This is a genomic window from Actinosynnema sp. NPDC053489 (assembly GCF_044544865.1).
GTDB lineage: Bacteria > Actinomycetota > Actinomycetes > Mycobacteriales > Pseudonocardiaceae > Actinosynnema.
Genome location: NZ_JBITXT010000023.1, coordinates 1 through 23,493, shown reverse-complemented (window position 1 = coordinate 23,493; position 23,493 = coordinate 1). Strand labels below are relative to the sequence as shown.

Genomic DNA, 23,493 nt, shown 5'->3' with positions numbered 1-23,493 from the left:
AACGCAACCGTAAGCTGAGCTGATGCTCGACGTCCGCCGCCTGCGGCTCCTGCGCGACCTGTCCCACCTGGGCACGATCGCGGCCGTCGCCCGGGCCAACGCCTACACGCCCTCGGCCGTGTCCCAGCAGCTCGCCGCGCTGCAGCGGGAAGCGGGCGTCCCGCTGCTGGAGCACACCGGCCGCAGCGTCCGCCTCACGGCGACGGGCGCCACGCTCGTCCGGCACGCCGAGGCCGTCCTCGCCGCCCTGGAAGCCGCCTCCGCCGCCGTGGCCGCCGCGCGCACCGGCCTGTCCGGGGCCGTGCGGATCGGCGCGTTCCCCAGCGCCGTGCCCACCCTGCTGCCCGCCGCGCTGGTCGCGCTCGGCCGCGACCACCCGGCGCTGGACCTCATGGTCACCGAGCTGGACCCGGTCGACATGCCCGACGCGCTGCGCGACGGCCGCCTCGACGTGGCGCTCTGGCACGACTACGACATCGCGCCGGTCGAACCCGACCCCGGCGTGGACTCCGTGCGGCTGCTGGACGAGAAGGTGTTCCTGGCCGTGCCCGCCGCGCGCGGCCCCGACGCGACGATCGCGGGCACCCGGGACGCGGCGTGGGTCGTCGGCACGCCCGGCACGCTGTGCCACACCGTGGCGATGCGGGTCTGCCGGGCGGCGGGCTTCACCGCCGGGGTGCGCCACCACGCCGACGACTTCACCGCCGTGCTCGCGCTCGTGGCCGCCGGCCAGGGCGTCGCGCTGGTGCCGGAGCTCGGCGCGGCGCACCCGCCGAGCGGCGTCCGCCTGGTCCCGCTGGACGTCCACCGCCGCACCCGCATCGCCTACCGCCGCGGCGCGGCCGACCACCCCGTGGTCGCCGCGTGCGTGACCGCGCTGGAGTCCTCGACCGCCGCCTACCTCGCGGGGGAGTGACGGGCCGGCGTGCGGCCGGTCGGGCGGGTGGTCGTCGCGCCGCCGGGTGGTCGTGCCGATCGTCTTGGGGCAGGCTGGCGGCATGGAGTACACCCAGCTCGGCCGTTCCGGCCTGTCCGTGTCCCGCCTGTGCCTGGGCACGATGAACTTCGGCCCGGAGACCTCCGAGGCCGACAGCCACACGATCATGGACCGGGCCCACGAGCACGGCATCAACTTCTTCGACACCGCCGACGTCTACGGCTGGCAGCGGGGCGAGGGCGTCACCGAGAACATCATCGGCCGGTGGTTCGCGCAGGGCGGGGGCCGGCGGGAGAGGACCGTGCTCGCCACCAAGCTCTACGGCGACATGGGCGACTGGCCCAACGAGAGGCGGCTGTCCGCGCTGCACATCCGGCGGGCCGCGGACGCGTCGCTGAAGCGGCTGCAGACCGACCACATCGACCTCCTCCAGATGCACCACGTGGACCGCGACACGCCGTGGGACGAGATCTGGGAGGCGTTCTCCGTGCTGCGGCAGCAGGGGAAGGTGATCTACTTCGGGTCGTCCAACTTCGCGGGCTGGCACATCGCGCAGGCGCAGGAGGCGGCCCGGCAGCGCCACTTCCTCGGGCTGGTCAGCGAGCAGTCGATCTACAACCTGGTCAACCGCTTCGTGGAGCTGGAGGTGCTGCCCGCGGCCCGGCACTACGGCCTGGGCGTGATCCCGTGGTCGCCGCTGGGCGGCGGGGTGCTGGGCGGCGTGCTGCGCAAGCAGCGCGAGGGCGGCGGCTCGCGCGGCAAGGCCGGGCGCAGCGTGGAGACGCTGGAGAAGCACCGCGACGCGATCGAGGCCTACGAGAAGCTCTCCGCCGACCTCGGCGAGGACCCGGCGCACGTCGGCCTGGCGTGGCTGCTGCACCAGGAGGGCGTGACGGCCCCGATCATCGGCCCGCGCACGCTGGAGCAGCTGGACGGCTCGCTGCGGGCGACGGAGATCGGGCTCGACGCCGAGGTGCTGGCGAAGCTGGACGAGCTGTTCCCGGCGCCCGGCCCGAACGGCGGCAAGCCGGCACCGGAGGCGTACGCCTGGTGAGGCGGCCGGCCGGGCCGCGACCGCCACGGCCGCGGCCCTCCCGGCGTCAGTTGACGTTCACCGCCACGCCCTCGTAGGTGTAACCGGCGGCGACGGCCGAGTTCACCTCGGCCTGGTTCGTCATCAGCACGTGGTCGCCGTTGCCGGGGTGGCGCAACCGGTGGAACGGCACACCGGACCCGGAGTTCGCCGGGTACGCGTAGGCGCTGATCCCCTCGTAGGTGTACCCCTGCGCGGACGTCGCCGCGGTGACCTCGTCCCAGCTCGCCGTGTGGTAGCGGTCGCGCCGCTGCGGGCTGTACAGCCGGTAGAGCGGGACGAGGCCGGCCTGCGGCGAGGTGGACACGAAGGCGTCGAACCCGGTGTACGAGTAGCCGTTGGCCTGCTGGCTGATCACCTCGGCCCGGTCGGTCGTGTTGTAGTTGTCGCCGGTGCGCGGGTTGTACAGCCGGAAGAACGGCTCGTTGAGCGAGGCCAGGGTGGTGGCCGCGCCGGTGGGGGCGGGCGCGGCCGCGGCGGTCGACGTGGTGGTGGCCGCGGCGGCCACGACGACCAGCACGGCCGCGGCGGCCCTGGCGAGCAGGGAACGCGGGACGAGGCGGTTCGAGCGCAAGGATTCCTCCAACGGTGCCTTCGGGGCGGAGGAAGGCGGGGTTTCCTCGTCCGCGCCGGGTTTCCGGGGGATCCATGGTCGAGCGGCCCGACCGGGCACCGCCGGCCGCCGTTCGGGCGCGTGCCGCCGGTGTGCCGGCGCGAGCCGGAATAACTCGGCTGTCCGGCTCACCGGACTGGGATGAGCGCGGTACCGCGCGTCCGTCGCACCGCGGAGGGCGGCTTCGGGCGTCCGCAGCCCGGGCCTCACTCCTCGAAGTCGTCGTCGTCCCGCGCGAGGTAGGTGGCGAGGCGTTCCACGGCGGTCTCGAAGTCGGGGTTGGCGTCGACGAACGCGCGTAGCTTGTCGGCCAGCCACGCGAACGTGACCTCCTCCTCGCCCCGCCGGTTCTCCAGCTCCTCGATGCCGCGGTCGGTGAAGTACACGATCTCCTCCAACGGGAACGGAAACGGCCGAGCCGCCGAGACGGGGTCTCGACGGCTCGGCCCGGACGACCTGTCCTACTCGAACGCCTTCGCGATCAGCTCGCGCTGCTCGACCTCGTGCACCTTGGACGAACCGGCCGACGGCGCGGCCATCGGGCGGCGCGAGACGCGCTTGACCGAGAACCGCTCCGGCAGCAGCTCCGGCAGGGCGAGGCCGAAGAACGGCCACGCGCCCTGGTTCGCCGGCTCCTCCTGGACCCAGCGGACCTCGGTGGCGTTGGGGTAGCGGTCCAGCGCCTCGGTCAGCTTGCGCGCCGGCACCGGGTACAGCTGCTCCACCCGCACGACCGCCACGTCCTTGGCGCCGCGCTTCTCCTGCTCGGCCAGCAGCTCGTAGTAGATTTTGCCGCTGCACAGCAGGACCTTGCGCACGGCGGCCGGGTCGACGCCGCTCGGGTCGTCGATCACCGAGCGGAACTTGTCCTCCACGAACGCCTCGACCGGGCTGGTCGCGGCCTTCAGGCGCAGCATCGACTTCGGGGTGAACACCACCAGCGGGCGGTTCACGCCGTCCAGCGCGTGCCGGCGCAGCAGGTGGAAGTAGTTCGCCGGGGTCGACGGGACCGCGATCGTCATCGAGCCCTCCGCGCACAGCTGGAGGAACCGCTCGATCCGGCCGGAGGTGTGGTCCGGGCCCTGGCCCTCGTGGCCGTGCGGCAGCAGCAGCACGACGTCGGAGACCTGGCCCCACTTCGCCTCACCGGACGAGATGAACTCGTCGATGATCGGCTGCGCGCCGTTGACGAAGTCGCCGAACTGCGCCTCCCACAGCACCAGCGCGTCGGGGTTGGCCACCGAGTAGCCGTACTCGAAGCCCAGTGCCGCGAACTCCGACAGCACCGAGTCGTACACCATGAACTTGCCCTGGTTCTCGGCCAGGTTCTGCAGCGGGGTGTACTCCTCGGACCGCTTGCGGTCCACCAGCGTGGCGTGCCGCTGCACGAACGTGCCGCGCCGCGAGTCCTGGCCCGCCAGGCGGACCGTGCGGCCCTCCAGCACCAGCGACCCGAACGCCAGCAGCTCGGCGAACGCCCAGTCGATGCCGCCCTCGCGGGCCATCTTCGCGCGCCGCTCCAGCACCGGCTTGACCCGCGGGTGCGGGGTGAAGCCCTCGGGCAGGTTCACGTGCGCGTCGGCGATCCGCTCGATGATCAACCGGTCGATCCCGGTGGGCAGCTTCGCCGGGATCTGCTGCTCCTGCTCGATCGACGGCGAGGTCTTGATCGGGTGCTTCTCCAGCTCCCGGACCTCGTTGAACACGTGCTCCAGCTGCGAGGAGAAGTCCTGCAGCGCCTTCTCCGCCTCCTCGACGGAGATGTCGCCGCGACCGATCAGCGCCTCGGTGTAGGTCTTGCGGACCGAGCGCTTGGTGTCGATCACGTCGTACATGGCGGGCTGCGTCATCGACGGGTCGTCGCCCTCGTTGTGACCGCGGCGGCGGTAGCACACCATGTCGATCACGACGTCCTTGTTGAACCGCTGCCGGTAGTCCACGGCCAGCTTGGCGACCCAGTAGCACGCCTCGGGGTCGTCGCCGTTGACGTGGAACACCGGCGAGCCGATCATCTTCGCCACGTCGGTCGAGTACTTCGACGAGCGCGAGTGCTCGGGCGCGGTGGTGAATCCGACCTGGTTGTTCACCACGACGTGCACCGTGCCGCCGGTGCGGTAACCGCGCACCAGCGCCAGGTTCAGCGTCTCGGCGACCACGCCCTGGCCCGCGAACGCGGCGTCGCCGTGCAGCGCGACCGGCAGCACGGTGAAGCCCTCGCCGCCCTTGTCGAGCATGTCCTGCTTGGCCCGGACGATGCCCTCCAGCACCGGGTCCACGGCCTCCAGGTGCGACGGGTTCGCGGTCAGCGACACCTTGGTCTCGCCGTCGCCGAACATCCGGAAGTACTTGCCCTCCGCGCCGAGGTGGTACTTCACGTCGCCCGAGCCGTGCGCCTGGCCCGGGTCGAGGTTGCCCTCGAACTCGCGGAAGATCTGCGAGATCGGCTTGCCGACGATGTTCGCCAGCACGTTCAGCCGGCCGCGGTGCGGCATGCCGATGACGACCTCGTCGATCTCGTGCTCGGCGGCCTTGTCCAGCACGGCGTCGAGCAGCGGGATCACCGTCTCGCCGCCCTCGAGCGAGAACCGCTTCTGGCCGACGTACTTGGTCTGCAGGAAGGTCTCGAACGCCTCGGCCGCGTTGAGCTTCGACAGGATGTACTTCTGCACGGTGGCCGGCGGCTTCTCGTGCGGCACCTCGACGCGCTCCTGGATCCAGAGGCGCTCCTCCGGGTCGAGGATGTGCATGTACTCCACGCCGACCGTGCGGCAGTAGGAGTTGCGCAGCACGCCCAGGATGTCGCGCAGCTTCATCCGCTCCTGGCCCGCGAACCCGCCGACCGGGAACTCCCGGTCCAGGTCCCACAGGGTCAGGCCGTGCGACAGGACGTCGAGGTCTTGGTGGCTGCGCTGGCGGTAGTTCAGCGGGTCCGTGTCGGCCATCAGGTGGCCGCGGGTGCGGAACGCGTCGATCAGCTCGATCACGCGGGCGGTCTTGTCGACCGCGCCCTCGGGGATGTCGGCCACCCAGCGGATCGGCTCGTAGGGCAGCCGCAGCGACGTGAAGACGTCGTCGTAGAAGCCGTCCTCGCCCAGCAGCAGCTGGTGGATGCGCTTGAGGAACTCGCCCGACTCCGCGCCCTGGATGATGCGGTGGTCGTAGGTGGAGGTCAGCGTGATGATCTTGCTGACGCCCATGTCGGTCAGGGCCTGCTCGCTGGTGCCCTGGAAGTGCGCCGGGTACTCCATCGCGCCGACGCCGATGATCGCGCCCTGGCCCGCGGTGAGGCGCGGCACCGAGTGGTTGGTGCCGATGGTGCCGGGGTTGGTCAGCGAGATCGTCGTGCCGGAGAAGTCCTCCGAGGTCAGCGAGCCCGCCCTGGCCTTGCGGATCAGGTCCTCGTACGCCTGCCAGAACTGCGTGAACGTCATGTTCTCGCAGCCCTTGATCGAGGCGACGACCAGCGAGCGGGAGCCGTCCTTGCCGGGCAGGTCGATCGCGAGGCCGAAGTTCACGTGCTCGGGGGTGACCACGAACGGCTTGCCGTCGACCTCGGCGTAGTGCCGGTTCAGGTTCGGGAACGCCTTGAGCGCCCGCACCACGGCGTACCCGATCAGGTGGGTGAAGGAGACCTTCCCGCCGCGGGTGCGCTTGAGGTGGTTGTTGATCACGATGCGGTTGTCGGCCAGCAGCTTGGCGGGCACGGCGCGCACGCTCGTCGCGGTCGGAACGGTGAGCGAGAGCTCCATGTTCTTCGCGATGGCGGCGGCGGCGCCGCGCAGCTGCTTCTGCTCCTCGCCCTGGGCGGGCTTCACCGGGGCGGCCTTGGCGGCCTGCGCCGGCGCGGGCTTGGCCGCGGGCTTGCGGTCCGGCTGGCTCGCCTGGCTCTTCGGCTGCTGCTTGACCGGCTGCGCCTGCTGCTGCGCCGGCGCGGCCGCGGGGGCGGCGGGCGCGGAAGAGGGCGCGGAAGAGGGCGCCGAGGCCGACGGGGTGGTCGGCGCGGGCTGGGCCGGAGCGGTCTTGGTGGCGGTCGTGGTGCCGTTCTCCGCTGCCGTCGACGCCCCGTTGCCCGACCGCTGCGTCGACTTGTAGTCGGCGAAGAAGTCGTGCCAGGCGGGGTCCACGGACGACGGATCGGCGAGGAACTGCTCGTACATCTCCTCGACCAGCCACTCATTGGGGCCGAACTGCGAAGCAGGACTGCTGCTGGACACGGCTGGCGCTCGCCTCTATCCATCTCGCTCTTGGTAATGACTCACTCATGGTCAGGCTAGTCCCCCGTCTGGTGCAGTTCACACACAGGAGGGGCAGCGCACCGAGTGTTCCCTCACAGAATCGGTCGAGTGATCGGTTCGCGTTATGGGTGGTTGAGCATCACTTGAGGTTCAGCCCGTCACGCGTCCGGTGGTGCGGTGGTCGGAAGCGGAGGTGCGCACTGCTGCCGCGGGTCGGGCGTGAGGAGTTCATAGGACTGAAACAGGCCCTCTGAACTGCGTGTTCAACTCCTGGGTTGACTTGGTTTCCGGGCAGTCGTACGGTGTGTTCAACCGGAAGGTTGAGTAAGGAGATGGCGGTGGACGACCAGTTGTCGCGGGTCTTCTCGGCCCTGGCCGACCCCATCAGGCGCGACATGGTGGCGCGCCTGGCGGCGGGCGACGCGACGGTCAACGAGTTGGCCGAGCCGTACCCGGTGACCGTGCAGGCGGTGTCCAAGCACCTCAAGGTGCTGGAGGACGCCGGCCTGATCAGCCGCGGCAAGCAGGCCCAGCGGCGGCCCGTCCACCTCGAAGCGGAAGTGTTCGACCTGATGACGAAGTGGATCGAGCGCTACCGCCGCGAGGCCGAGCAGCGCTACCGGCGGCTGGACGCGGTGCTCGCCGAGCTGGCGGGCACGACCGAGCAGGCGACCACCACCACCCGAGCCGAAGGAGAGGCATCATGACCACGACCACGCACCCCGAGACCACAATCAGCGCCGACCCGGCGTTGCCGACGATCCACATCACCCGGGAGTTCGACGCGCCGCCGGCGGCGGTGTTCCGCGCCCACGTCGATCCCGAGCTGGTGGTGAGGTGGCTGGGCCCGCGCTCGGTGACCATGCGGGTGGACCGGTGGGACGCGACGACCGGCGGGGCGTACCGGTACGCGCACGCCCGCGGTGACGAGGAGTACCGGTTCTACGGCTCCTTCCACGAGGTGCGGGAGAACGAGCGGATCGTGCAGACGTTCACGTTCGAGGGGTTCCCCGACGGCGTGTGCCTGGAGACGCTGACGCTGGAGGAGCTGGACGGCGGGCGGACCCGGCTGCACGTGGTGAGCGTGTTCGAGACGACCGAGGGCCGCGACGCCGCGCTGGCCAGCGGCATGGAGACCGGGGTCGTCGAGGGCTACGAGCAGTTGGACGACCTGCTGGCCTGAGGTCGGCCCCCGGGGTCAGGGGGTGCCGAACCACCGCTCGGCGACGGCCCGGAGCCGGTCCCGGTCGGGGCGCGGGTCGTCGGACGCCCAGGCGACGTAGGAGTCCGGGCGGAGCAGGAGCGCGGTGAGGTCGGTGTCGGCGCGGGCGCGGACGACCTCGACGGCCGGTGGCAGCGCGGTGTCCTGGTCCGAGTCGCGGTCGGGGTCGTGGCCGGTCGGGTTCCGGTCGGCCCGGTCCTGGTCGGTCAGGTGGTGGTCGGTCAGGTGGTGGTCGGCGGTCAGGTCGATCAGCAGCGGTCGGGCGGTCCGGACCAGCTCGGCGAGGCGGACCGGCCCGGTGGGGGTGCGCAGGTCGAGGTCGGGCGCGAACCGGCCGGCCAGCGGGTGGGCGTCGGCGTCGACCGGGTAGCGCACGTCGGAACCGGCGACCAGGTTCGCGAGCACCCGGACGACCCCGGGCTGGGTGAGCAGCTCGCCGAACACCTCGCGCAGGCCCGTGACGTCCTCGCCCGGCGCCATCAGCGCGGCCTGGGCCCGTGAGTAGGTGATGGTCCGGTCGGCGACCGGGCGGCGCTCGGCCTCGTAGGTGTCCAGGACGTCGGCGGTGCCGTTGATCGCGGCGGCCAGCTTCCAGCCCAGGTTGACCGCGTCCTGCAGGCCGAGGTTCAGGCCCGTGCCGCCGGCGGCGAAGACGTGGGCCGCGTCGCCGACCAGGAACACCCGCCCGTCCCGGTACCGCTCGGCCACCCTCGTGTTGCCGCCGTTCAGGCGGCGCAGCACGTGCGGGCCCGGGCCGGGCGGCGGGCCGAGGGGGACGTCCGCGCCCAGCACCCGTGCCGCGCTGGCACGCAGCTCGTCCAGGGTCATCGGCTCGTCGGTCGGCGCCTCGTCCCACTCGGTGGTGGCCACCAGCGGGGGGCGGCCGGGGAGCGGCGCGTAGGTGAAGCCGCCCCTGGCCGTGCGGACGGGCAGGAAGGGGAGGACCGGGCCGTGGCCGGGCACGTCCAGCGCGCCGGTGGCGGGGTCGAGCCGGTCCGTCGGCACGGTGACGTGCGCGGAGCGGGTGGTGGTCCGGTCGTGCGTGACACCGGGGAAGCCGATGCCGGCGGCCTTGCGGACCGGGCTGTGGGCGCTGTCGGCGCCGACGACGTAACGGGCGCGGAGTTGGTAGGTGCCGTCGGAGGTCGCGACGGTGAGCGTGACGCCGTCGTCGTCCTGGGTGAGCCCGGTGAACTCGTGGCCCCGGCGGATGTCGGCGCCCAGTTCCCGGGCGCGTGCTTCCAGGACGCGGACGGTGTCGCGCTCGGGGACGGGGAGGGCGTGGAGCGAGTTCGGGTGGGGGTCGTCGGCGAGCAGCCCCAGGTTCAGGGGCATGGCGGCGAACATGAAGTAGCCGGTGTTCGGGGTCGGCGGGCCCGGCGTGCCGCTGAGCCGCTCGTGGAGGCCGCGCCGGTCGACCACGCGGACGACCTGGCCGACCAGGCCGTTCGACCTCGGGTCCGGGCTGGGTTCGGCGAGGCGTTCGAGGACGACCGGGCGGACGCCCGCGAGGGCGAGTTCGCAGGCGAGCATGAGGCCGTTCGGGCCGCCGCCGACGATGACCACGTCCATGGGTGCTCCTTGGGGTTTTCGGGCATGCCTGATCAGCCCGGCGGGCGAGGGCTCGTCGGGGTCGGTCGGGTTCTTCGGGGCTAGTCCGGGACCGGCAGGCCGGCGCGGATCTGGGCGAAGACCTCCCGCAGGAGGTCCGGGACCGTGCCCGTGGGGTTGCGGCTCCAGCGGGCCAGCGCGGTGCCCAGCCCGGCACCCACCACCGCCGCGACGGTTTGCGGGTACAGGTCGTCCGGGTCGGTGCCCGTGCGGTCGGCGACGGCGGCGGTCAGTTCGTCCTGGGCCGTGGCGTGCGAGCGGAAGACCTCGTACTGGATGGCCGGTTCCGCCAGGAGCTTCTGGAGCGCGGCCGCGTAGCCCTCGGGCACGCGGGCGTCACCGCCCGGGGGCGGTTCGAACTGGGCGACGAGGGCGTTGACGAGAGCGTCCCAGAGCGGTTCGTCGGCCGGTCGCTCGCGGAGCGCTTCGGCCGTGCGGCGGGCGCGTTCGACGTGCGAGGCGACGATCGCCTCGGCCTTGCCGGTGAAGTAGTTGCGGAAGGTGCGTTCGGAGACGTTCGCGGCGGCCGCGATGTCCTCGATGGTGACGTTCTCCCAGCCGTGCCGCAGGGTCAGGTGAATGGCGGCCTGGCTGAGCGCGAACCGCGTCTCCCGCTTCTTGCGCTCCCGCAGTCCTTCGCCCGGTGCCATGGGACCAGGGTAGCGCGAACTTTCCGACTCGGCAAAGTTGCCGAACCGGAAAGTTCGATGCGGGCGGGTTGGTCAGCGGAGTTGCAGGGCGGCCCGGTCCGGTTCTTCGGGGGTGGCTTGGCCGGAGGACCAGAGGCGGGCGTAGTGGCCGTTGGCCCGGAGCAGCTCCGCGTGGGTGCCCTGTTCGGCGATCCGGCCCTCCGCCAGGACGACGATCCGGTCGGCGCGGGCGGCGGTGGCGAGGCGGTGGGCGACCACGAAGGTCGTGCGGGAGCCCGCGAGGTGGTCGCTCGCCGCCAGGACGGTGGCCTCCGTCGCCGGGTCCAGGGCGGCGGTGGCCTCGTCCAGCAGGAGGATCGTCGGTTGGACCAGTTCCGCCCTCGCCAGGGCGACCAGTTGGCGCTGGCCGGCGGAGAGGCCCTGGCCCCGTTCGCCCACCTGCTGGTGGAACGCGTTGGGCAGGGACGCCACGGTCGGCAGGGCGCCCACCGCGCGCACGGCGGCCTCGACCTCGGCACGTGAGGCGTCCGGGTTGCCGTAGGCGACGTTCTCGGCGATGTCGCCGCCGAACAGGTGCGCCTCCTGCGGCACGACGCCCAGGCGCTGCCGCAGGGCCGACAGGTCGTAGTCGCGGATGTCCACGCCGTCGACCAGGACCGCGCCGGCGGTGGCGTCGTAGAACCTCGCCACCAGCTTGACCAGCGTCGACTTGCCCGCGCCCGTCTCGCCCACCAGGGCCACCGTCTCGCCGGGTGCGACGCGCAGCGAGATGCCCTCCACCGCCGGGCGCGTGGTGCCCCGGTAGGCGAAGGTCACGTCGCGCAGCTCCACCTCGCCCCGCAGCTCCGACACCGGCACGGGGTCGGCGGCGGGCGGGACGGTGGTCGGCGTGCGCAGCAGGTCGCCGATCCGGCTCAGGCCCACCCTGGCCTGCTGGTAGCCGTCGAACACCCCGGACAGCTGGTACAGCGGCGAGAAGAACAGCCCCAGGTACAGCACGAACGCCAGCAGGACGCCGGGGGACAGGGTGCCGTCCGCCACCCGGTACGCGCCGACCACGAGGACGGCCGCCTGCGCCACCCCCGACAGCAGCGACAGGAACGGGAAGTAGGTGGCGATGTAGCGCTGCGCCCGGATGCGGGAACGGCGGTAGGCGTCGCTGCGCTCGGCGAACGCCTCGGCCGACCGCGCCTCCCGCGTGTACGCCTGGGACACGCGCAGCCCCGACACGTTCTCCTGGAGGTCGGCGTTCACGGCGCTGACGCGTTCCCGCGCCTCCGCGTACGCCGCCGACGAGAGGCGCTGGAAGATCACCGTCGCGACCAGCAGCACCGGCAGCGCGCTGAGCGCCACCAGGGCCAGGCCGGGATCGGTGGCCACCAAGGCCACCGCGATGCCGAACACGGTGAGCACGCTGATCGCGAACGTCGTCAGCCCCGTCTGCAGGAAGCTGGACAGCGCGTCCACGTCGGTGGTCATCCGGGTCATGATCCGGCCGGCCATCTCGCGCTCGTAGTAGTCCAGCCCCAGCCGTTGCAGGTGGGCGTAGCTGCGCACGCGCAGCAGGTACAGCAGCCGCTCGCCGACGCGCGAGGTGACCACGGTGCCCGCGGCCGACGACAGCCAGCCCAGCACGACCAGGGCGAGGCTGATCGCCACCGCCACCCACAGCCAGCCCGGTTGACCGCCGCCGACGCCCCGGTCGACGCCCAGGCGCACCAGGTTCGGGGTGGCGACGGTGAGCGCCGTGTCCACCAGCAGCAGGCCGGCCACGCCGAGCATCGCCCAGCGCACCGGGCGCAGCAGCGTGCGCAGGCGGAAGCCCGGGTCGGGGGCGCGCGGGTCCTCGCCGCCCAGCTCCGGCACGTCCCGCGCCGGTGGCAGGGCGTGGACGCGGGCCATCAGCTCCGGGGTCGGCGGGGTGCCCCCCAGCAGCGCCGACGTGCCGCCGCCGCCCCGCGTCACCTTGGCCTCGCCGACCGACCGGTTGGCCGCGCGCACGGCCAACCCGTCGTCCTCGGCCTCCGGCCACAGCTCGGGGGTGGTGCCGTCCGGGCCCGGCTCCAGCCGCGCGTCGGCACGCGGGTCGACCTGCTCGATCGCCTCACCGGGGCCCGCCAGCAGGTCGCGGTAGAGGCGGCAGCGCCCGCGCAGCTCGGCGTCCGTGCCCAGGTCGACCACGCGGCCCGCGTCGAGCACGGCGATGCGGTCGGCGAGGGCCAGCGAGGACCGCCGGTGCGCGATCAGGATCGTGGTCCGCTCGGCGGTCACGGCGGCCAGCGTGCGGTGGATCGCCGCCTCGGTCGCGTTGTCCACGGCGGAGGTCGCGTCGTCCAGCACCAGCACGCGCGGGTCGGAGAGCAGGGCGCGGGCCAGGGCCACGCGCTGCCGCTGACCGCCCGACAGCGTCAGGCCGCGCTCGCCGACGACCGTGGCGTAGCCGTCGGGCAGGGCGCTGATGAAGTCGTGCGCCTCGGCCGCCCGCGCCGCCGCCTCCACCTGCTCGTCGGAGGCGTCCGGCAGGCCGTAGGCGATGTTCGCGCGCACGGTGTCGGAGAACAGGAACGCCTCCTCGAACACCGTGCCCACGGTGCGGCGCAGCGAGGACAGGCGCAGGTCGCGCACGTCCACGCCGCCCACGGACACCGCGCCCTCGTGCACGTCGTAGAACCGCGGCAGCAGCAGCGAGACCGTCGACTTGCCCGAGCCCGCGGTGCCGACGACCGCCAGCGTCTCGCCCGGCTCCACGCGCAGCGACACGCCGGACAGCACCGGCTCGCTGCGCGTGTACCCGAACGTGACGCCGCGCAGCTCGACCGCCACCGGGCCGGGCGGCACGTCGCGGTCGCCGTCCACCACCGACGGCTGCGAGTCCACCAGCTCGTACACCCGCTCCACGCCCGCGCGGGCCAGCTGGGCGGTCACCATCAGGCTCGCCAGCAGCCGGCTCGGCCCGACGAGGTTGGCCACGTAGGTCGCGAACGCCAGGAACGTGCCCAGCGTGACGTCGCCGTGCAGGGCGAGCCAGCCGCCCAGCGCCAGCACGGCCACCTGCCCGAGGTAGGGCAGCGAGTTCAACGTCGCCGACGGCCGCGCGGTCAGCCGGGCCGCGCGCATCCGCTCGGCGAACAGCAGCCGGGCCCGCGACTCCAGCCGGGCGATCTCGCGCGCCTCCTGGCCGAAGCCCTTGACCACGCGCACGCCGGTGACGGTCTCCTCGACGTGCTGCGCCACGTCCGCGGCGCGTTGCTGGGCCGACCAGGTGGCGGGGAAGAGCGTCAGCCTGCTGCGCGCGGCGACCAGGCCGACGGCGGGCACGATCACCAGCGCGATCACGGTCAGCAGCGGCGACAGCCAGAGCATCGCCACGATCGCGGCCACGGCGAACACGACCGTGCCCAGCGCCAGCGGCGTCATCGACAGCAGGCTGTTGACCAGTTGCAGGTCGGTGATCGAGCGGGACACCACCTGGCCGGTGCGCAGCGCGTCCTGCTTCGGCCCGTCCAGCCGCTGCACCGCGCCGAACACGGCCTGGCGCAGGTCGTGCTGCACGTCGACGGCGAGCCGACCGCCCAGGTAGCGCCGCAGGAACGCGGAGCCGAAGGTGAGCAGCTCCAACCCGACGAGCACGACCGCCAGCACGGCCAGGCGGTCCGTGCGGCCGGCCACGGCGTCGTCCACCGCGACCTTGATCAGCAGCGGTCCGACGGCCTGCAGGCCCACGCCCACGACGGCGGCGAGCACGGACAGCACCACCAGCGCGCGGTGCTCCCAGCACGCCCTGGCGAGCCTGCGGATCCAGCCGTCGGAAGTAGTCACGCGATCCAACATAGGTCGGGTGACCGACGGTTTCGGCCGCCCGGACGTGACGTGGGCCGCACCGAAGCTTCGGGGCGGCCCACGTCGACGGATCGAGATCACCGGATCAGGTGATGTCCTTGCGCTGCGTAGCGGCCCAGCCGCCGAGGAAGAACAGCGCCGTCCACACCAGGAAGATCAACCCGCTCAGCCACCAGTCGAACGCCCCCAGCGCGCCCGCGATGGCCCGCAGGGCGTCCACCATCTCGTCCGGCACGACGCCCGCGTTCGCCAGGAACAGCGACGACGCCACCGAGCCGGTCAGCCCGTTCACCGCGCCGTTGGGCAGGAAGCCGATGATCTCCGGCAGGCCCTGCGAGGCCAGCACGAGCTGGATGCCGTTCTCGACCAGGAGCATGTAGAGCAGCAGCACGACGGTGGTGCCCACGACGCTGGTCATCAGCGCGCCGACCCCGACGCCGAACATCGTCATCAGGATCGAGGAGAGGACGCCGACGCCGGCCAGCGCGAGCCACCCCGAGGCGTCCGGCAGCATGCCGGAGTTCGAGGTCAGCGCGATGCCGATGCTCACCGAGGCCACGATCACGACGCCGAAGATCGCGCCCCAGGCGATGTAGACGACCATCTTCGCGGCCAGCGCGGAGACCCGGTTCGGCGCGGTCAGGAACGTGGTGGTGATCGTCTTGCGGTTGATCTCGTTCGCGATCGCCAGGCCGCCGAAGATCATCGGGAAGATCGTGGCCACGTTGATGCTGCGCGCGATCCCGAACACCGACATCTGCCACTGCGACGGGTCGACGTTGAGCATCGCGGCCAGGTCCTCGGCCTCGGCGCTGCCCATGAAGTCCGACACGCTCTTGAAGATCGCGCCGGTGCCCAGCGCCCAGCCGAACGCCAGGAGCGCGGTCGGGATCAGCAGGCCCCACCACAGGCCCGTGGTGGTCGTCTTGCGGAACTCCGCCTTGATCAGGTTGCCCATCACGCACCGCCCCCGAGGCCGCCCTGACCGTGGTGCGGACCGTACGGGTTGTCCTGCGGCGGCTGCGGGACTCCCGGGTAACCCTGCGGTGGCGGTTGGTAGCCCTGCGGGGGTTGCTGGTAGTGCTGGTAGCCGGGCGGCGGCTGCTGCTGGTAGCCCGGTGGCGGCTGCTGCTGGTAGGGCTGCTGGTAGGGCTGCTGGTAGCCGGGCGGCTGGGCGTACTGGCCCGGTGCCGCGTACTGGCCGCTGGTGAGCTGGAAGAACAGCCGCTCCAGGTCGGCCTTCTCCTCCTGGATGCCGTAGACCGACACGCCCGCCTTCAACGCGGTGTCGGCGACCTGCCTGGCCGGCACGCCGGTGACCGCGAGGCGGCCGTCCGGCAGCTGCTCGATCGCGGTGATGCCGTCGGCGTGCAGCGCCGCGACCAGCGCGCCGGTGTCCGACGGCTGCACCAGCACGCGGCCCTGCTGCTGGTCGCGCAGGTGGTCCAGCGGCCCGTTGTACATGGTCTGGCCGCGGCTGATGATGATCACCTGGTCGACGGTCTGCTCGACCTCGGCCAGCAGGTGGCTGGAGATCAGCACGGTCCGGCCGCTGCGCGCGAAGGACTGCAGGAACGTCCGCAGCCAGGCGATGCCCTCCGGGTCCAGGCCGTTGGCCGGCTCGTCGAGCACCAGGATCTGCGGGTCGCCCAGCAGCGCCGTGGCCAGCGCCAGCCGCTGCTTCATGCCCAGGGAGTAGCCGCCCGCCTTGCGGTCGCCCGCCGCGCCGAGGCCGACGAGCTGGAGCACCTGGTCGGCCCGCGAGTCCGGCACGCCGATCGCGGCGGCGTAGACCCGCAGGTGGTTGCGTGCGCTGCGCTTGGGGTGGAAGCCCTGCGCCTCCAGCACCGCGCCGACGACCCGGGCCGGGTTGCCGAGCTGGTCGAACGGCCTGCCGTTGATCAGCCCGGTGCCCGCCGTGGGTGTCACCAGCCCGAGCAGCATGCGCAGCGTCGTCGTCTTGCCCGCCCCGTTGGGACCGAGGAAGCCGGTCACCGAACCGGGTTCCACCGTGAAGCTGAGATTCTGCACCGCTGCGACCGGACCGAACTGCTTGGTCAGGTTCTGCACCACGATGCGGCCTGTGCCGTCGTGCACGCGTCCCTCCCGAGTACTCCTACCGGGCGTCATCCTGCCCTAGCGGGGTCACTCGGGGAGGGCGTGCCGCGGTTTCGACGCGACCCTCGGTATCTCGGTCGTCGTCTCCACGTCCCTCGGGTGGCGCAGCGTCCGCAGGGGGCGGCGGCGCTCGCGGTGCGGCAGGCCGTCGCCGATGAGGTGCTGGTGCGCCATCGTCCACACCTGGCACGGCCACTTCTTGTGCCGCAGGACGCCGGGGCACGCGCCGCAGCGGCCGTCCGGGTCGGGTTGGTGCACGGTCAGCAGCAGCCGCCAACCGTCGGCCAGGCGGTGGATCTCCGAGCGCGCGAGCGGCACCAGGGCGCTCGCCTCGCCGGTGTGCACCGCCTCGTCCAGCAGCGCCAGCCGGCGCAGGACGGCGGCCCGCAGGGACTCGTCCACGCGCTTCACATCCCGTCGGAGACTCGGTCGAGCAACCGGTGCAGCCGCCGGGTCTGCGTGACGGACATCACAGCGGACTCGCCCGGCGGCGCGACCAGCAGGACCCGGTCGTCCTCGACGAGCACGGTCATCGACCGGTCCCGCCCGAACGGGTCGTGGCAGGCGACCCAACCCTCGGCTTCGGCCATCGGCGCTCCGATCGGTGGTGGCGCGGCACGACGCCACGCGAGCGGACGACCCCGCTGCGTAGCCGCGGGTTCCTGCCCTGTGCATCGGTCACGGGGGCGTCGTGACTTACCTGTTATGACCCGAATTCACTCGTTCGCCTGAGGTCGGGCACACCGCGTCGCCACCGCGGGCCGAACCGTGGGCCGGTTCGGTGGGGTCGCTGGGCACGGACCCCGGTTCCCGGCTAGGATTGGTCACGCGGCCCGCTCCCAGTGACCCCCAGGCTGGTTGAGCGGGCCGTCTTTCACGCCACGAGGGCCGCTCACAGCACGTGAGCGGCCCTCGTCGCGTCTTCGCCCCTCAGCCCTCCAGCGGCGTGTGCTCCATGCCGTGCGCCTGCGCGACCGGCAGGTTCGTCAGCAGGCCCTGGTGGGCGTTCAGGCCCAGCGCCAGCGACGCGTCCGCCCGCAGCGCGGCCTCCCAGCCGTGGTCGGCCAGCGCGACGGCGTAGGGCAGCGTCACGTTGGTCAGCGCGTAGGTCGAGGTGCGCGGCACGGCCCCGGGCATGTTCGCCACGCAGTAGAAGACCGAGTCGTGCACCTGGTAGGTCGGGTCGGCGTGCGTGGTCGGCCGGGAGTCGGCGAAGCAGCCGCCCTGGTCGATCGCGATGTCCACCAGCACCGAGCCGGGCTTCATGTCGGCCACCAGCTCGTTGCTCACCAGCTTCGGCGCCTTCGCGCCCGGCACCAGCACCGCGCCGATCACCAGGTCGGCCTCGCGGACGGCCTGCTCGACCGAGTAGCGGTTGGACGTCACGGTGCGCAGGCGGCCCTGGTAGAGGGCGTCGATGTGGCGCAGCCGGTCGACGTTGGTGTCCAGGATCTGCACGTCCGCGCCCATGCCGACGGCGATCGCCGCCGCGTTCAGGCCCGCCACGCCGCCGCCGATGACGACCACCCGGGCCGGGTGCACGCCGGGCACGCCGCCGGGCAGCACGCCGCGCCCGCCGGACGGCTTCATCAGCGCGAACGCGCCCACCTGCGGCGCGAGCCTGCCCGCCACCTCCGACATCGGGGCCAGCAGCGGCAGCGCGCCGTTCGCCGTCTGCACGGTCTCGTAGGCGATGGCGGTGGTGCCCGAGTCCAGCAGCGCCTGCGTCAGCGGCCGGTCGGCGGCCAGGTGCAGGTAGGTGAACAGGACCTGGCCCTTGCGCAGCCGCGGGTACTCCTCCGCGATCGGCTCCTTGACCTTGAGCACCAGGTCGCCCTCGGCCCACACGTCCTCGGCCTTGGCGACGACCTTCGCCCCGGCGGCCAGGTACTCCTCGTCGGTGATGGCCGAACCCAGGCCCGCTCCGGACTCGACCACCACGTCGTGACCGCGCTGGGTCAGCTCGTGGGCGCCCGCCGGGGTCAGCGCGACGCGGTACTCGTGGTTCTTGATCTCGCGGGGGACTGCGATCCGCACGGTGGGCTCCTTCGGCCGTTGTTACACCAAAGGTCCGGTAACGCGATTTCGGTGTCATCGTGCCGGGGGCACCAACGCGGCCGGGCGCGGTTGTGCCGGCCGGACAAGCCTTCGGGCGCGTTGACACCCGCCGGCGGCCCACCTAGCGTTCGGGCCGACCAACTGAACATCGGCCGCGGCGCGTCGTGAGCGCCGGAACCCGCGCGGGAGAGACCTCGGTGAGCAGGCCGGGGCGCCGAAGGAGCAAGTACCCCGCACACTCTCAGGCAGCGAGAACCGCTCGGGTGAGGCGACTCTGGAAAGCGCGCCCCCGGCGCGCACCCACGGTGCAAGCCGTCGCTCCGGCGCGGCGAAGCTCTCAGGTTCCCAGGACAGAGTGGGGCTGGAGGACCTAGCCGTCAGGGAGCGCTGTCGTGACATTTCCGGAGAACCTGCTGTACACGCCCGAGCACGAGTGGGTGGACTGGGCACCGGGTACCCAGGACCCGGTGGCGGTCGGCATCACGTCGTACGCGGCCGAGTCGTTGGGCGACATCGTCTTCGTGGAGCTGCCCGAGGTCGGGGCCGTGGTGCGGTCCGGCGAGGTGTGCGGCGAGCTGGAGTCGACCAAGTCGGTCAGCGACCTGTACGCGCCCGTGAGCGGCGAGGTCGTGGAGGTCAACGCGGCGGCCGTCGCCGACCCGTCGTTGGTCAACAACGACCCGTACGGCGGCGGTTGGCTGTTCAAGGTGGCCGTGACCGACGCGACCGGGCTGCTGACCGCGGCGAAGTACGCGGAACTGACCGGGGACTGACGTCATGGCGATCAGCGTGTTCGACCTGTTCTCCGTGGGCATCGGGCCGTCGAGCTCGCACACGGTCGGCCCGATGCGCGCGGCGATGATGTTCGCGGAGCGGCTGCGGCCCTCGCTGGCCTCCGTCGACCGGGTGCACGTGGAGCTGTTCGGGTCGCTCGGCGCGACCGGCCACGGGCACGGCAGCCCCAAGGCGGTCCTGCTGGGGCTGGAGGGGCACCGGCCCGAGGAGGTCGACCCGGTGGAGGCCGAGCGGCGGCTGGCGGAGATCCGCGCCACCGGGCGGCTGCTGCTGGCGGGTGCGCGGGACATCGCGTTCAGCGAGGACGCCGACCTGGTGATGCACCGGCGCAAGTCGTTGCCGTTGCACCCCAACGGTATGAGCTTCACCGCCCACTCGGGTGAGAAGGTGGTCGACTCGGCGGTGTACTACTCGGTCGGCGGCGGGTTCGTGGTGGACGAGACGGCTACCGGCGCGGACCGGATCAAGCCCGACGAGACGCCGATCGCGCACCCGTTCCGCACCGGCGACGAGCTGCTGGCGCGGTGCCGGGAGACCGGGCTGTCGATCAGCGAGGTCATGCTGGCCAACGAGCTGTCGTGGCGCGACGAGGCGGCGGTGCGGTCGGGGCTGCTGCACATCTGGGACGTGATGCAGCAGTGCGTCGAGCGCGGCTGCACGGAGGCGGGCGTGCTGCCCGGCGGCCTGAAGGTGCGCCGCCGCGCGGCCGAGATGCGCCGCCGGATGACCGCCGAGCACTACGCCACGGACCCGTTGCGGGTGATGGACTGGGTGACCCTGTTCGCGCTCGCGGTGAACGAGGAGAACGCCGCGGGCGGCCGCGTGGTCACCGCCCCGACCAACGGCGCGGCCGGCATCGTGCCCGCGGTGCTGCACTACTACACGCGGTTCGTGCCGGGGGCGTCCGACGAGGGCGTGATCCGGTTCCTGCTCACGGCGGGCGCGATCGGCGTGCTGTTCAAGGAGAACGCGTCCATCTCCGGCGCCGAGGTCGGGTGCCAGGGCGAGGTGGGTTCGGCGTGCTCCATGGCGGCGGGCGGGCTGGCCGAGGTGCTCGGCGGCACGCCGGAGCAGGTGGAGAACGCGGCCGAGATCGCCATGGAGCACAACCTGGGGCTGACGTGCGACCCGATCGGCGGGCTGGTGCAGATCCCGTGCATCGAGCGCAACGCGCTGGCCTCGATCAAGGCGATCACGGCGGCGCGGATGGCGTTGCGCGGCGACGGTTCCCACTTCGTGTCGCTGGACAAGGTCATCAAGACCATGCGCGAGACGGGCAAGGACATGAAGGTCAAGTACAAGGAGACCGCGCGCGGCGGCCTCGCCGTGAACGTCATCGAGTGCTGACCGGGCTCCGGGAGGCGGCACCGCGCCGCCTCCCGGACCCACCGGTCACGGCAGGACGGACTCGATCGCCTTCACGACCGCCTCGTCCTCCGGCTCGGTCCGCGGCCGGAACCGGGCGACGACCTCCCCGGACGGCGCGACCAGGAACTTCTCGAAGTTCCACTGCACGTCGCCCGCCGCGCCGTCGGCGTCCGCGAACGACGTCAGCTCCTCGTACAGCGGGTGCCGGGACGGGCCGTTCACCTCGATCTTCTCGAACAGCGGGAACGTCACGCCGTACGTGGTGGAGCAGAACGTGGCGATCTCCTCCGCCGTGCCCGGCTCCTGCCCGGCGAACTGGTTGCACGGGAACCCGACCACCGAGAACCCCTGCCCCGCGTACCGCTCCTGGAGCCGCTCCAAGCCCTGGTACTGCGGGGTCAGGCCGCACTTCGAGGCGACGTTCACCACCAGCAACGCCTTGCCGGCCAACGTGCCGAGGGTCGACGGCTCACCGGACAGCGTGCGCAGCGGGATGTCGTGGATGCTCATGCCCGCGAGGCTACGTGCCGCCGACCCCGATGGCGGCACCGCCGTCGCGCGACGGCCCGAGCAGGCGCGCGGGGACCGTTCGGACGACCCGGGCGGGCAACCGGGGGATGCGCCGCGCCACCGGCGCCATGCCCGGCGGCGGCCACGGGAACGTGACCGGGACGCCGACCGGGTGCAGCCCGAAATCACCCGGACGTCCTCCCGAGCGGTTCGCGCGGAGGGCGGAACGGCGTGCCCGGGACGCTCCGTGTCGTGCGGAGAGGTCCGATCACGCGGATGGCTCAGGCGAGGTGTGCGGCCGGTGGCGGTCGGCGCGGAACGTTGTCGCAGCGGATTTTCACGGATGTGAAGGATGTTGACGAACGGCTCGCGCGCTCCCTACCGTCGCCGAAGAGGTCCGAGGACCTCCGCAGGATCCCCTGGAGGGGCCACGGCTTCGGCGGCGGTGTCGCGGCCCCTCCTCGGGTGAACGCGCCGCGTCAGAGGTCGAACACCGGGCCGGTCTCGGCGCGCATCACGCACGGGTTCGGGAACTCCGCCTCGAACGACCGCGTCTCGCCGCGCCACGTGCCCGACGCCCGCACGCGCACCGGGTCGTACTCGAGCGTGCACATCGCCTCTCCGGTCGACAGCCCCTCGATGTTGCCGTCCACATCGGACAGCGCGCGGCACGCCTGCTCGGCCCTCGGGTGCAGGCCGCCGACGGGCTCGCAGGTCAGGTTGGTCAGCTGGACCGTGTCGCCGTACTGCACGCCGAGCACGAAGCTCGACTCCGGTGCGGCGAAGGCGGGGATCAGGCCGGCGATCGCCGCGAACATGGGGAGTGGTGCCATGGTGCCCAGACTGACGGCCGGGGACCGCTCAACTCCAGGCATCTCACCGGATCGTGTGGTGTTCGGGTCGCCGTACCCGCGGCCGTCCGGCCTGTGATGTGGCTCACTGTCGACCTCGGTGGCGCGGTGCTGCGGGCCAGGGTGGGTGGATGGCTTCCGAGGTGCGCCGGGTGGCTCTCGCCAGTTCCGCGGGGAACGCGGTGGAGTTGTACGACTTCCTGCTCTACGGCACCGCTTCGGCGCTGGTGTTCGACAAGCTGTTCTTCCCGTCCGTCGACCCGCGCGTCGGGACGCTGCTGGCGTTCGCCACGTTCGGGGCGGGGTTCCTGGCCCGGCCGCTGGGCGGGGTGGTGATCGGGCACTTCGGCGACCGGATCGGGCGGCGGTCGATGCTCGTGCTGACGCTGGCGGCGACCGGGCTGTGCACGGCGGCGATCGGGCTGCTGCCCACGTACTCCTCAATCGGGCTGGCCGCGCCCGTGCTGCTGGTGGTGCTGCGGGTCGTGCAGGGGTTCTTCCTGGGCGGCGAGCAGGGCGGGGCGACGTTGATGGCGGTCGAGCACGCGCCCGCGGGGCGGACCGGGTGGTACGGCAGCTGGACGTTCCTCGGGTCGCCGGTGGGGCTGCTGCTGGCGAACGGCGCGATGGCGGCGTCGACGGCGGTGTCCGGCGAGGCGTTCCTGAGCTGGGGGTGGCGGCTGCCGTTCCTGTTCAGCCTGGTGCTCGTGGCGGTCGGGCTGTACGTGCGGCTGTCGGTCGAGGAGAGCCCGGTGTTCCGCGAGGCGCGGGAGGCGGCGGGGGCCGTGCGGCTGCCGGTGGCGGTCGTGCTGCGGCGGTCGTGGCGGGTGGTGCTGCTCGGCGCGGGGGTGAACCTGGGGTTCAACATGTTCATCTTCGTGGTGGCGACGTTCGCCGTGTCGTACGGGACGCGGCAGCTCGGGGTGGCGCGGGGGACGTTGTTGAACGCCGGGCTGGTCGGGGCGCTGGCGCAGGCGGTGGCGATCCTGGTGTTCGCGCGGCTGTCGGACCGGGTGGGGCGGTTGCCCGTGATGCTCGGCGGCGCGGCGTTCCTGGGCGCGTTCGCGTTCCCGTTCTTCTGGCTGCTGGAGACGCGGTCGCCGGGGTTGGTGGTGCTGGCGATGGTGGTGGCGTTCGGCGGGGCGGCGGCGATGTTCGGCCCGATGCCCGCTTACTACGCCGAGCTGTTCGGGACGCGGGTGCGGTACAGCGGGGTGTCGTTGAGCTACCAGCTCGGTGCCGTGCTGGGTGGCGGCCTGTCGCCCGTCGTGGCCACCTGGCTGCTGGGCACGACCCCGACCCACGACTCGTGGCCGATCTCCCTGTACCTGATCGCCGGTGCCCTGATCAGCGCCTTCTCCGTCCTCGCCCTGGGCGAACCAACCCACCGCTAACCCGAGAGTCCTACGTTCAGAGCGCGAGAGTCCTACGTTCGCGACCCCCGAGTTCAACGCTCAGCCCGACCAGCCGGTATGCCGAGTGTTGAACTCAGGTGCTCTGAACGTAGGGGCGTTATTCAGAAGTGTCACCAGCCGAGGCGGTAGTGCTCGAGGCTGGTGACGATGCGGATGACGGTCGGGAGTTCGCTGAGG

General features: G+C 72.3%; 20 protein-coding genes and 1 riboswitch. Of the genes, 7 read left to right on the top strand and 13 right to left on the bottom strand.

What is annotated here, in order from left to right; all coding sequences use genetic code 11:
* The first annotated feature begins 22 nt into the window (after positions 1-22).
* Positions 23-916, top strand: a complete 894-nt coding sequence (locus ACIGNX_RS33415; protein ID WP_396545327.1) for a LysR family transcriptional regulator — start codon at positions 23-25, stop codon at positions 914-916.
* Positions 917-998: 82 nt separating this feature from the next.
* Positions 999-1,991: an aldo/keto reductase gene (locus tag ACIGNX_RS33410; protein WP_396545325.1), complete on the top strand. Its 993-nt coding sequence runs from the start codon at positions 999-1,001 to the stop codon at positions 1,989-1,991.
* Positions 1,992-2,037: 46 nt separating this feature from the next.
* Here the strand turns inward: ACIGNX_RS33410 and ACIGNX_RS33405 are convergent, their stop codons facing one another.
* The 3 genes from ACIGNX_RS33405 to ACIGNX_RS33395 all read right to left on the bottom strand — a co-directional run bounded on the left by ACIGNX_RS33405 (position 2,038) and on the right by ACIGNX_RS33395 (position 6,857).
* Complete coding sequence (locus tag ACIGNX_RS33405) at positions 2,038-2,604, bottom strand: hypothetical protein (RefSeq protein WP_396545323.1); 567 nt, start codon at positions 2,602-2,604, stop codon at positions 2,038-2,040.
* 245 nt (positions 2,605-2,849) lie between these two features.
* Positions 2,850-3,029, bottom strand: a complete 180-nt coding sequence (locus tag ACIGNX_RS33400; RefSeq protein ID WP_396545321.1) for a DUF6104 family protein — start codon at positions 3,027-3,029, stop codon at positions 2,850-2,852.
* Between the two features lie 75 nt (positions 3,030-3,104).
* Positions 3,105-6,857, bottom strand: coding sequence for a multifunctional oxoglutarate decarboxylase/oxoglutarate dehydrogenase thiamine pyrophosphate-binding subunit/dihydrolipoyllysine-residue succinyltransferase subunit (locus ACIGNX_RS33395; RefSeq protein ID WP_396545319.1), 3,753 nt, complete (start codon positions 6,855-6,857; stop codon positions 3,105-3,107).
* Positions 6,858-7,216: 359 nt separating this feature from the next.
* Here ACIGNX_RS33395 and ACIGNX_RS33390 point away from each other — a divergent pair, with 359 nt between their 5' ends.
* Entirely contained in the window at positions 7,217-7,585 is a 369-nt protein-coding gene (locus tag ACIGNX_RS33390) for an ArsR/SmtB family transcription factor (protein ID WP_396545317.1), read from the top strand.
* The gene (locus ACIGNX_RS33385) at positions 7,582-8,061 is read left to right on the top strand and encodes an SRPBCC family protein (protein WP_396545315.1); all 480 of its coding nucleotides are present in this window, start codon (positions 7,582-7,584) and stop codon (positions 8,059-8,061) included. The genes ACIGNX_RS33390 and ACIGNX_RS33385 overlap by 4 nt, the downstream gene beginning before the upstream one ends.
* Before the next feature lie 15 nt (positions 8,062-8,076).
* On the opposite strand, the gene ACIGNX_RS33380 is transcribed toward ACIGNX_RS33385, so the two are convergent.
* From ACIGNX_RS33380 to ald, 8 genes are all read right to left on the bottom strand, one after another.
* The gene (locus tag ACIGNX_RS33380; RefSeq protein WP_396545313.1) at positions 8,077-9,672 is read right to left on the bottom strand and encodes an FAD-dependent monooxygenase; all 1,596 of its coding nucleotides are present in this window, start codon (positions 9,670-9,672) and stop codon (positions 8,077-8,079) included.
* Positions 9,673-9,752: 80 nt separating this feature from the next.
* Positions 9,753-10,361, bottom strand: coding sequence for a TetR family transcriptional regulator (locus tag ACIGNX_RS33375; RefSeq protein WP_396545311.1), 609 nt, complete (start codon positions 10,359-10,361; stop codon positions 9,753-9,755).
* A gap of 72 nt (positions 10,362-10,433) precedes the next feature.
* The gene (locus ACIGNX_RS33370; RefSeq protein ID WP_396545309.1) at positions 10,434-14,192 is read right to left on the bottom strand and encodes an ABC transporter ATP-binding protein; all 3,759 of its coding nucleotides are present in this window, start codon (positions 14,190-14,192) and stop codon (positions 10,434-10,436) included.
* Positions 14,193-14,286: 94 nt separating this feature from the next.
* Entirely contained in the window at positions 14,287-15,159 is an 873-nt protein-coding gene (locus ACIGNX_RS33365) for a hypothetical protein (protein ID WP_396545307.1), read from the bottom strand.
* Positions 15,159-16,298, bottom strand: a complete 1,140-nt coding sequence (locus tag ACIGNX_RS33360; protein ID WP_396545305.1) for an ABC transporter ATP-binding protein — start codon at positions 16,296-16,298, stop codon at positions 15,159-15,161. The genes ACIGNX_RS33365 and ACIGNX_RS33360 overlap by 1 nt, the downstream gene beginning before the upstream one ends.
* 48 nt (positions 16,299-16,346) lie before the next feature.
* Positions 16,347-16,721, bottom strand: coding sequence for a hypothetical protein (locus tag ACIGNX_RS33355; RefSeq protein WP_396545303.1), 375 nt, complete (start codon positions 16,719-16,721; stop codon positions 16,347-16,349).
* Positions 16,722-16,726: 5 nt separating this feature from the next.
* Positions 16,727-16,909 (bottom strand): hypothetical protein, encoded by a 183-nt coding sequence (locus tag ACIGNX_RS33350; protein WP_396545301.1) that lies wholly within the window; start codon positions 16,907-16,909, stop codon positions 16,727-16,729.
* A gap of 340 nt (positions 16,910-17,249) precedes the next feature.
* Entirely contained in the window at positions 17,250-18,356 is a 1,107-nt protein-coding gene (gene ald / locus ACIGNX_RS33345; protein WP_396545299.1) for an alanine dehydrogenase, read from the bottom strand.
* A 194-nt stretch (positions 18,357-18,550) separates the two neighbouring features.
* Positions 18,551-18,645: riboswitch (glycine riboswitch) on the top strand.
* A gap of 124 nt (positions 18,646-18,769) precedes the next feature.
* Between ald and gcvH the strand changes: the two genes are divergently transcribed.
* The gene (gcvH, locus tag ACIGNX_RS33340; RefSeq protein WP_396545298.1) at positions 18,770-19,150 is read left to right on the top strand and encodes a glycine cleavage system protein GcvH; all 381 of its coding nucleotides are present in this window, start codon (positions 18,770-18,772) and stop codon (positions 19,148-19,150) included.
* Between the two features lie 4 nt (positions 19,151-19,154).
* Positions 19,155-20,519: an L-serine ammonia-lyase gene (locus ACIGNX_RS33335; RefSeq protein ID WP_396545297.1), complete on the top strand. Its 1,365-nt coding sequence runs from the start codon at positions 19,155-19,157 to the stop codon at positions 20,517-20,519.
* Positions 20,520-20,564: 45 nt separating this feature from the next.
* Here ACIGNX_RS33335 and ACIGNX_RS33330 read toward each other — a convergent pair whose 3' ends face one another.
* Positions 20,565-21,050, bottom strand: a complete 486-nt coding sequence (locus ACIGNX_RS33330) for a glutathione peroxidase (protein ID WP_396545296.1) — start codon at positions 21,048-21,050, stop codon at positions 20,565-20,567.
* Positions 21,051-21,529: 479 nt separating this feature from the next.
* The gene (locus ACIGNX_RS33325; RefSeq protein WP_396545294.1) at positions 21,530-21,883 is read right to left on the bottom strand and encodes an SSI family serine proteinase inhibitor; all 354 of its coding nucleotides are present in this window, start codon (positions 21,881-21,883) and stop codon (positions 21,530-21,532) included.
* A gap of 149 nt (positions 21,884-22,032) precedes the next feature.
* Here ACIGNX_RS33325 and ACIGNX_RS33320 point away from each other — a divergent pair, with 149 nt between their 5' ends.
* Positions 22,033-23,295 (top strand): MFS transporter, encoded by a 1,263-nt coding sequence (locus tag ACIGNX_RS33320; RefSeq protein ID WP_396545291.1) that lies wholly within the window; start codon positions 22,033-22,035, stop codon positions 23,293-23,295.
* The last annotated feature ends 198 nt before the right edge of the window (positions 23,296-23,493 follow it).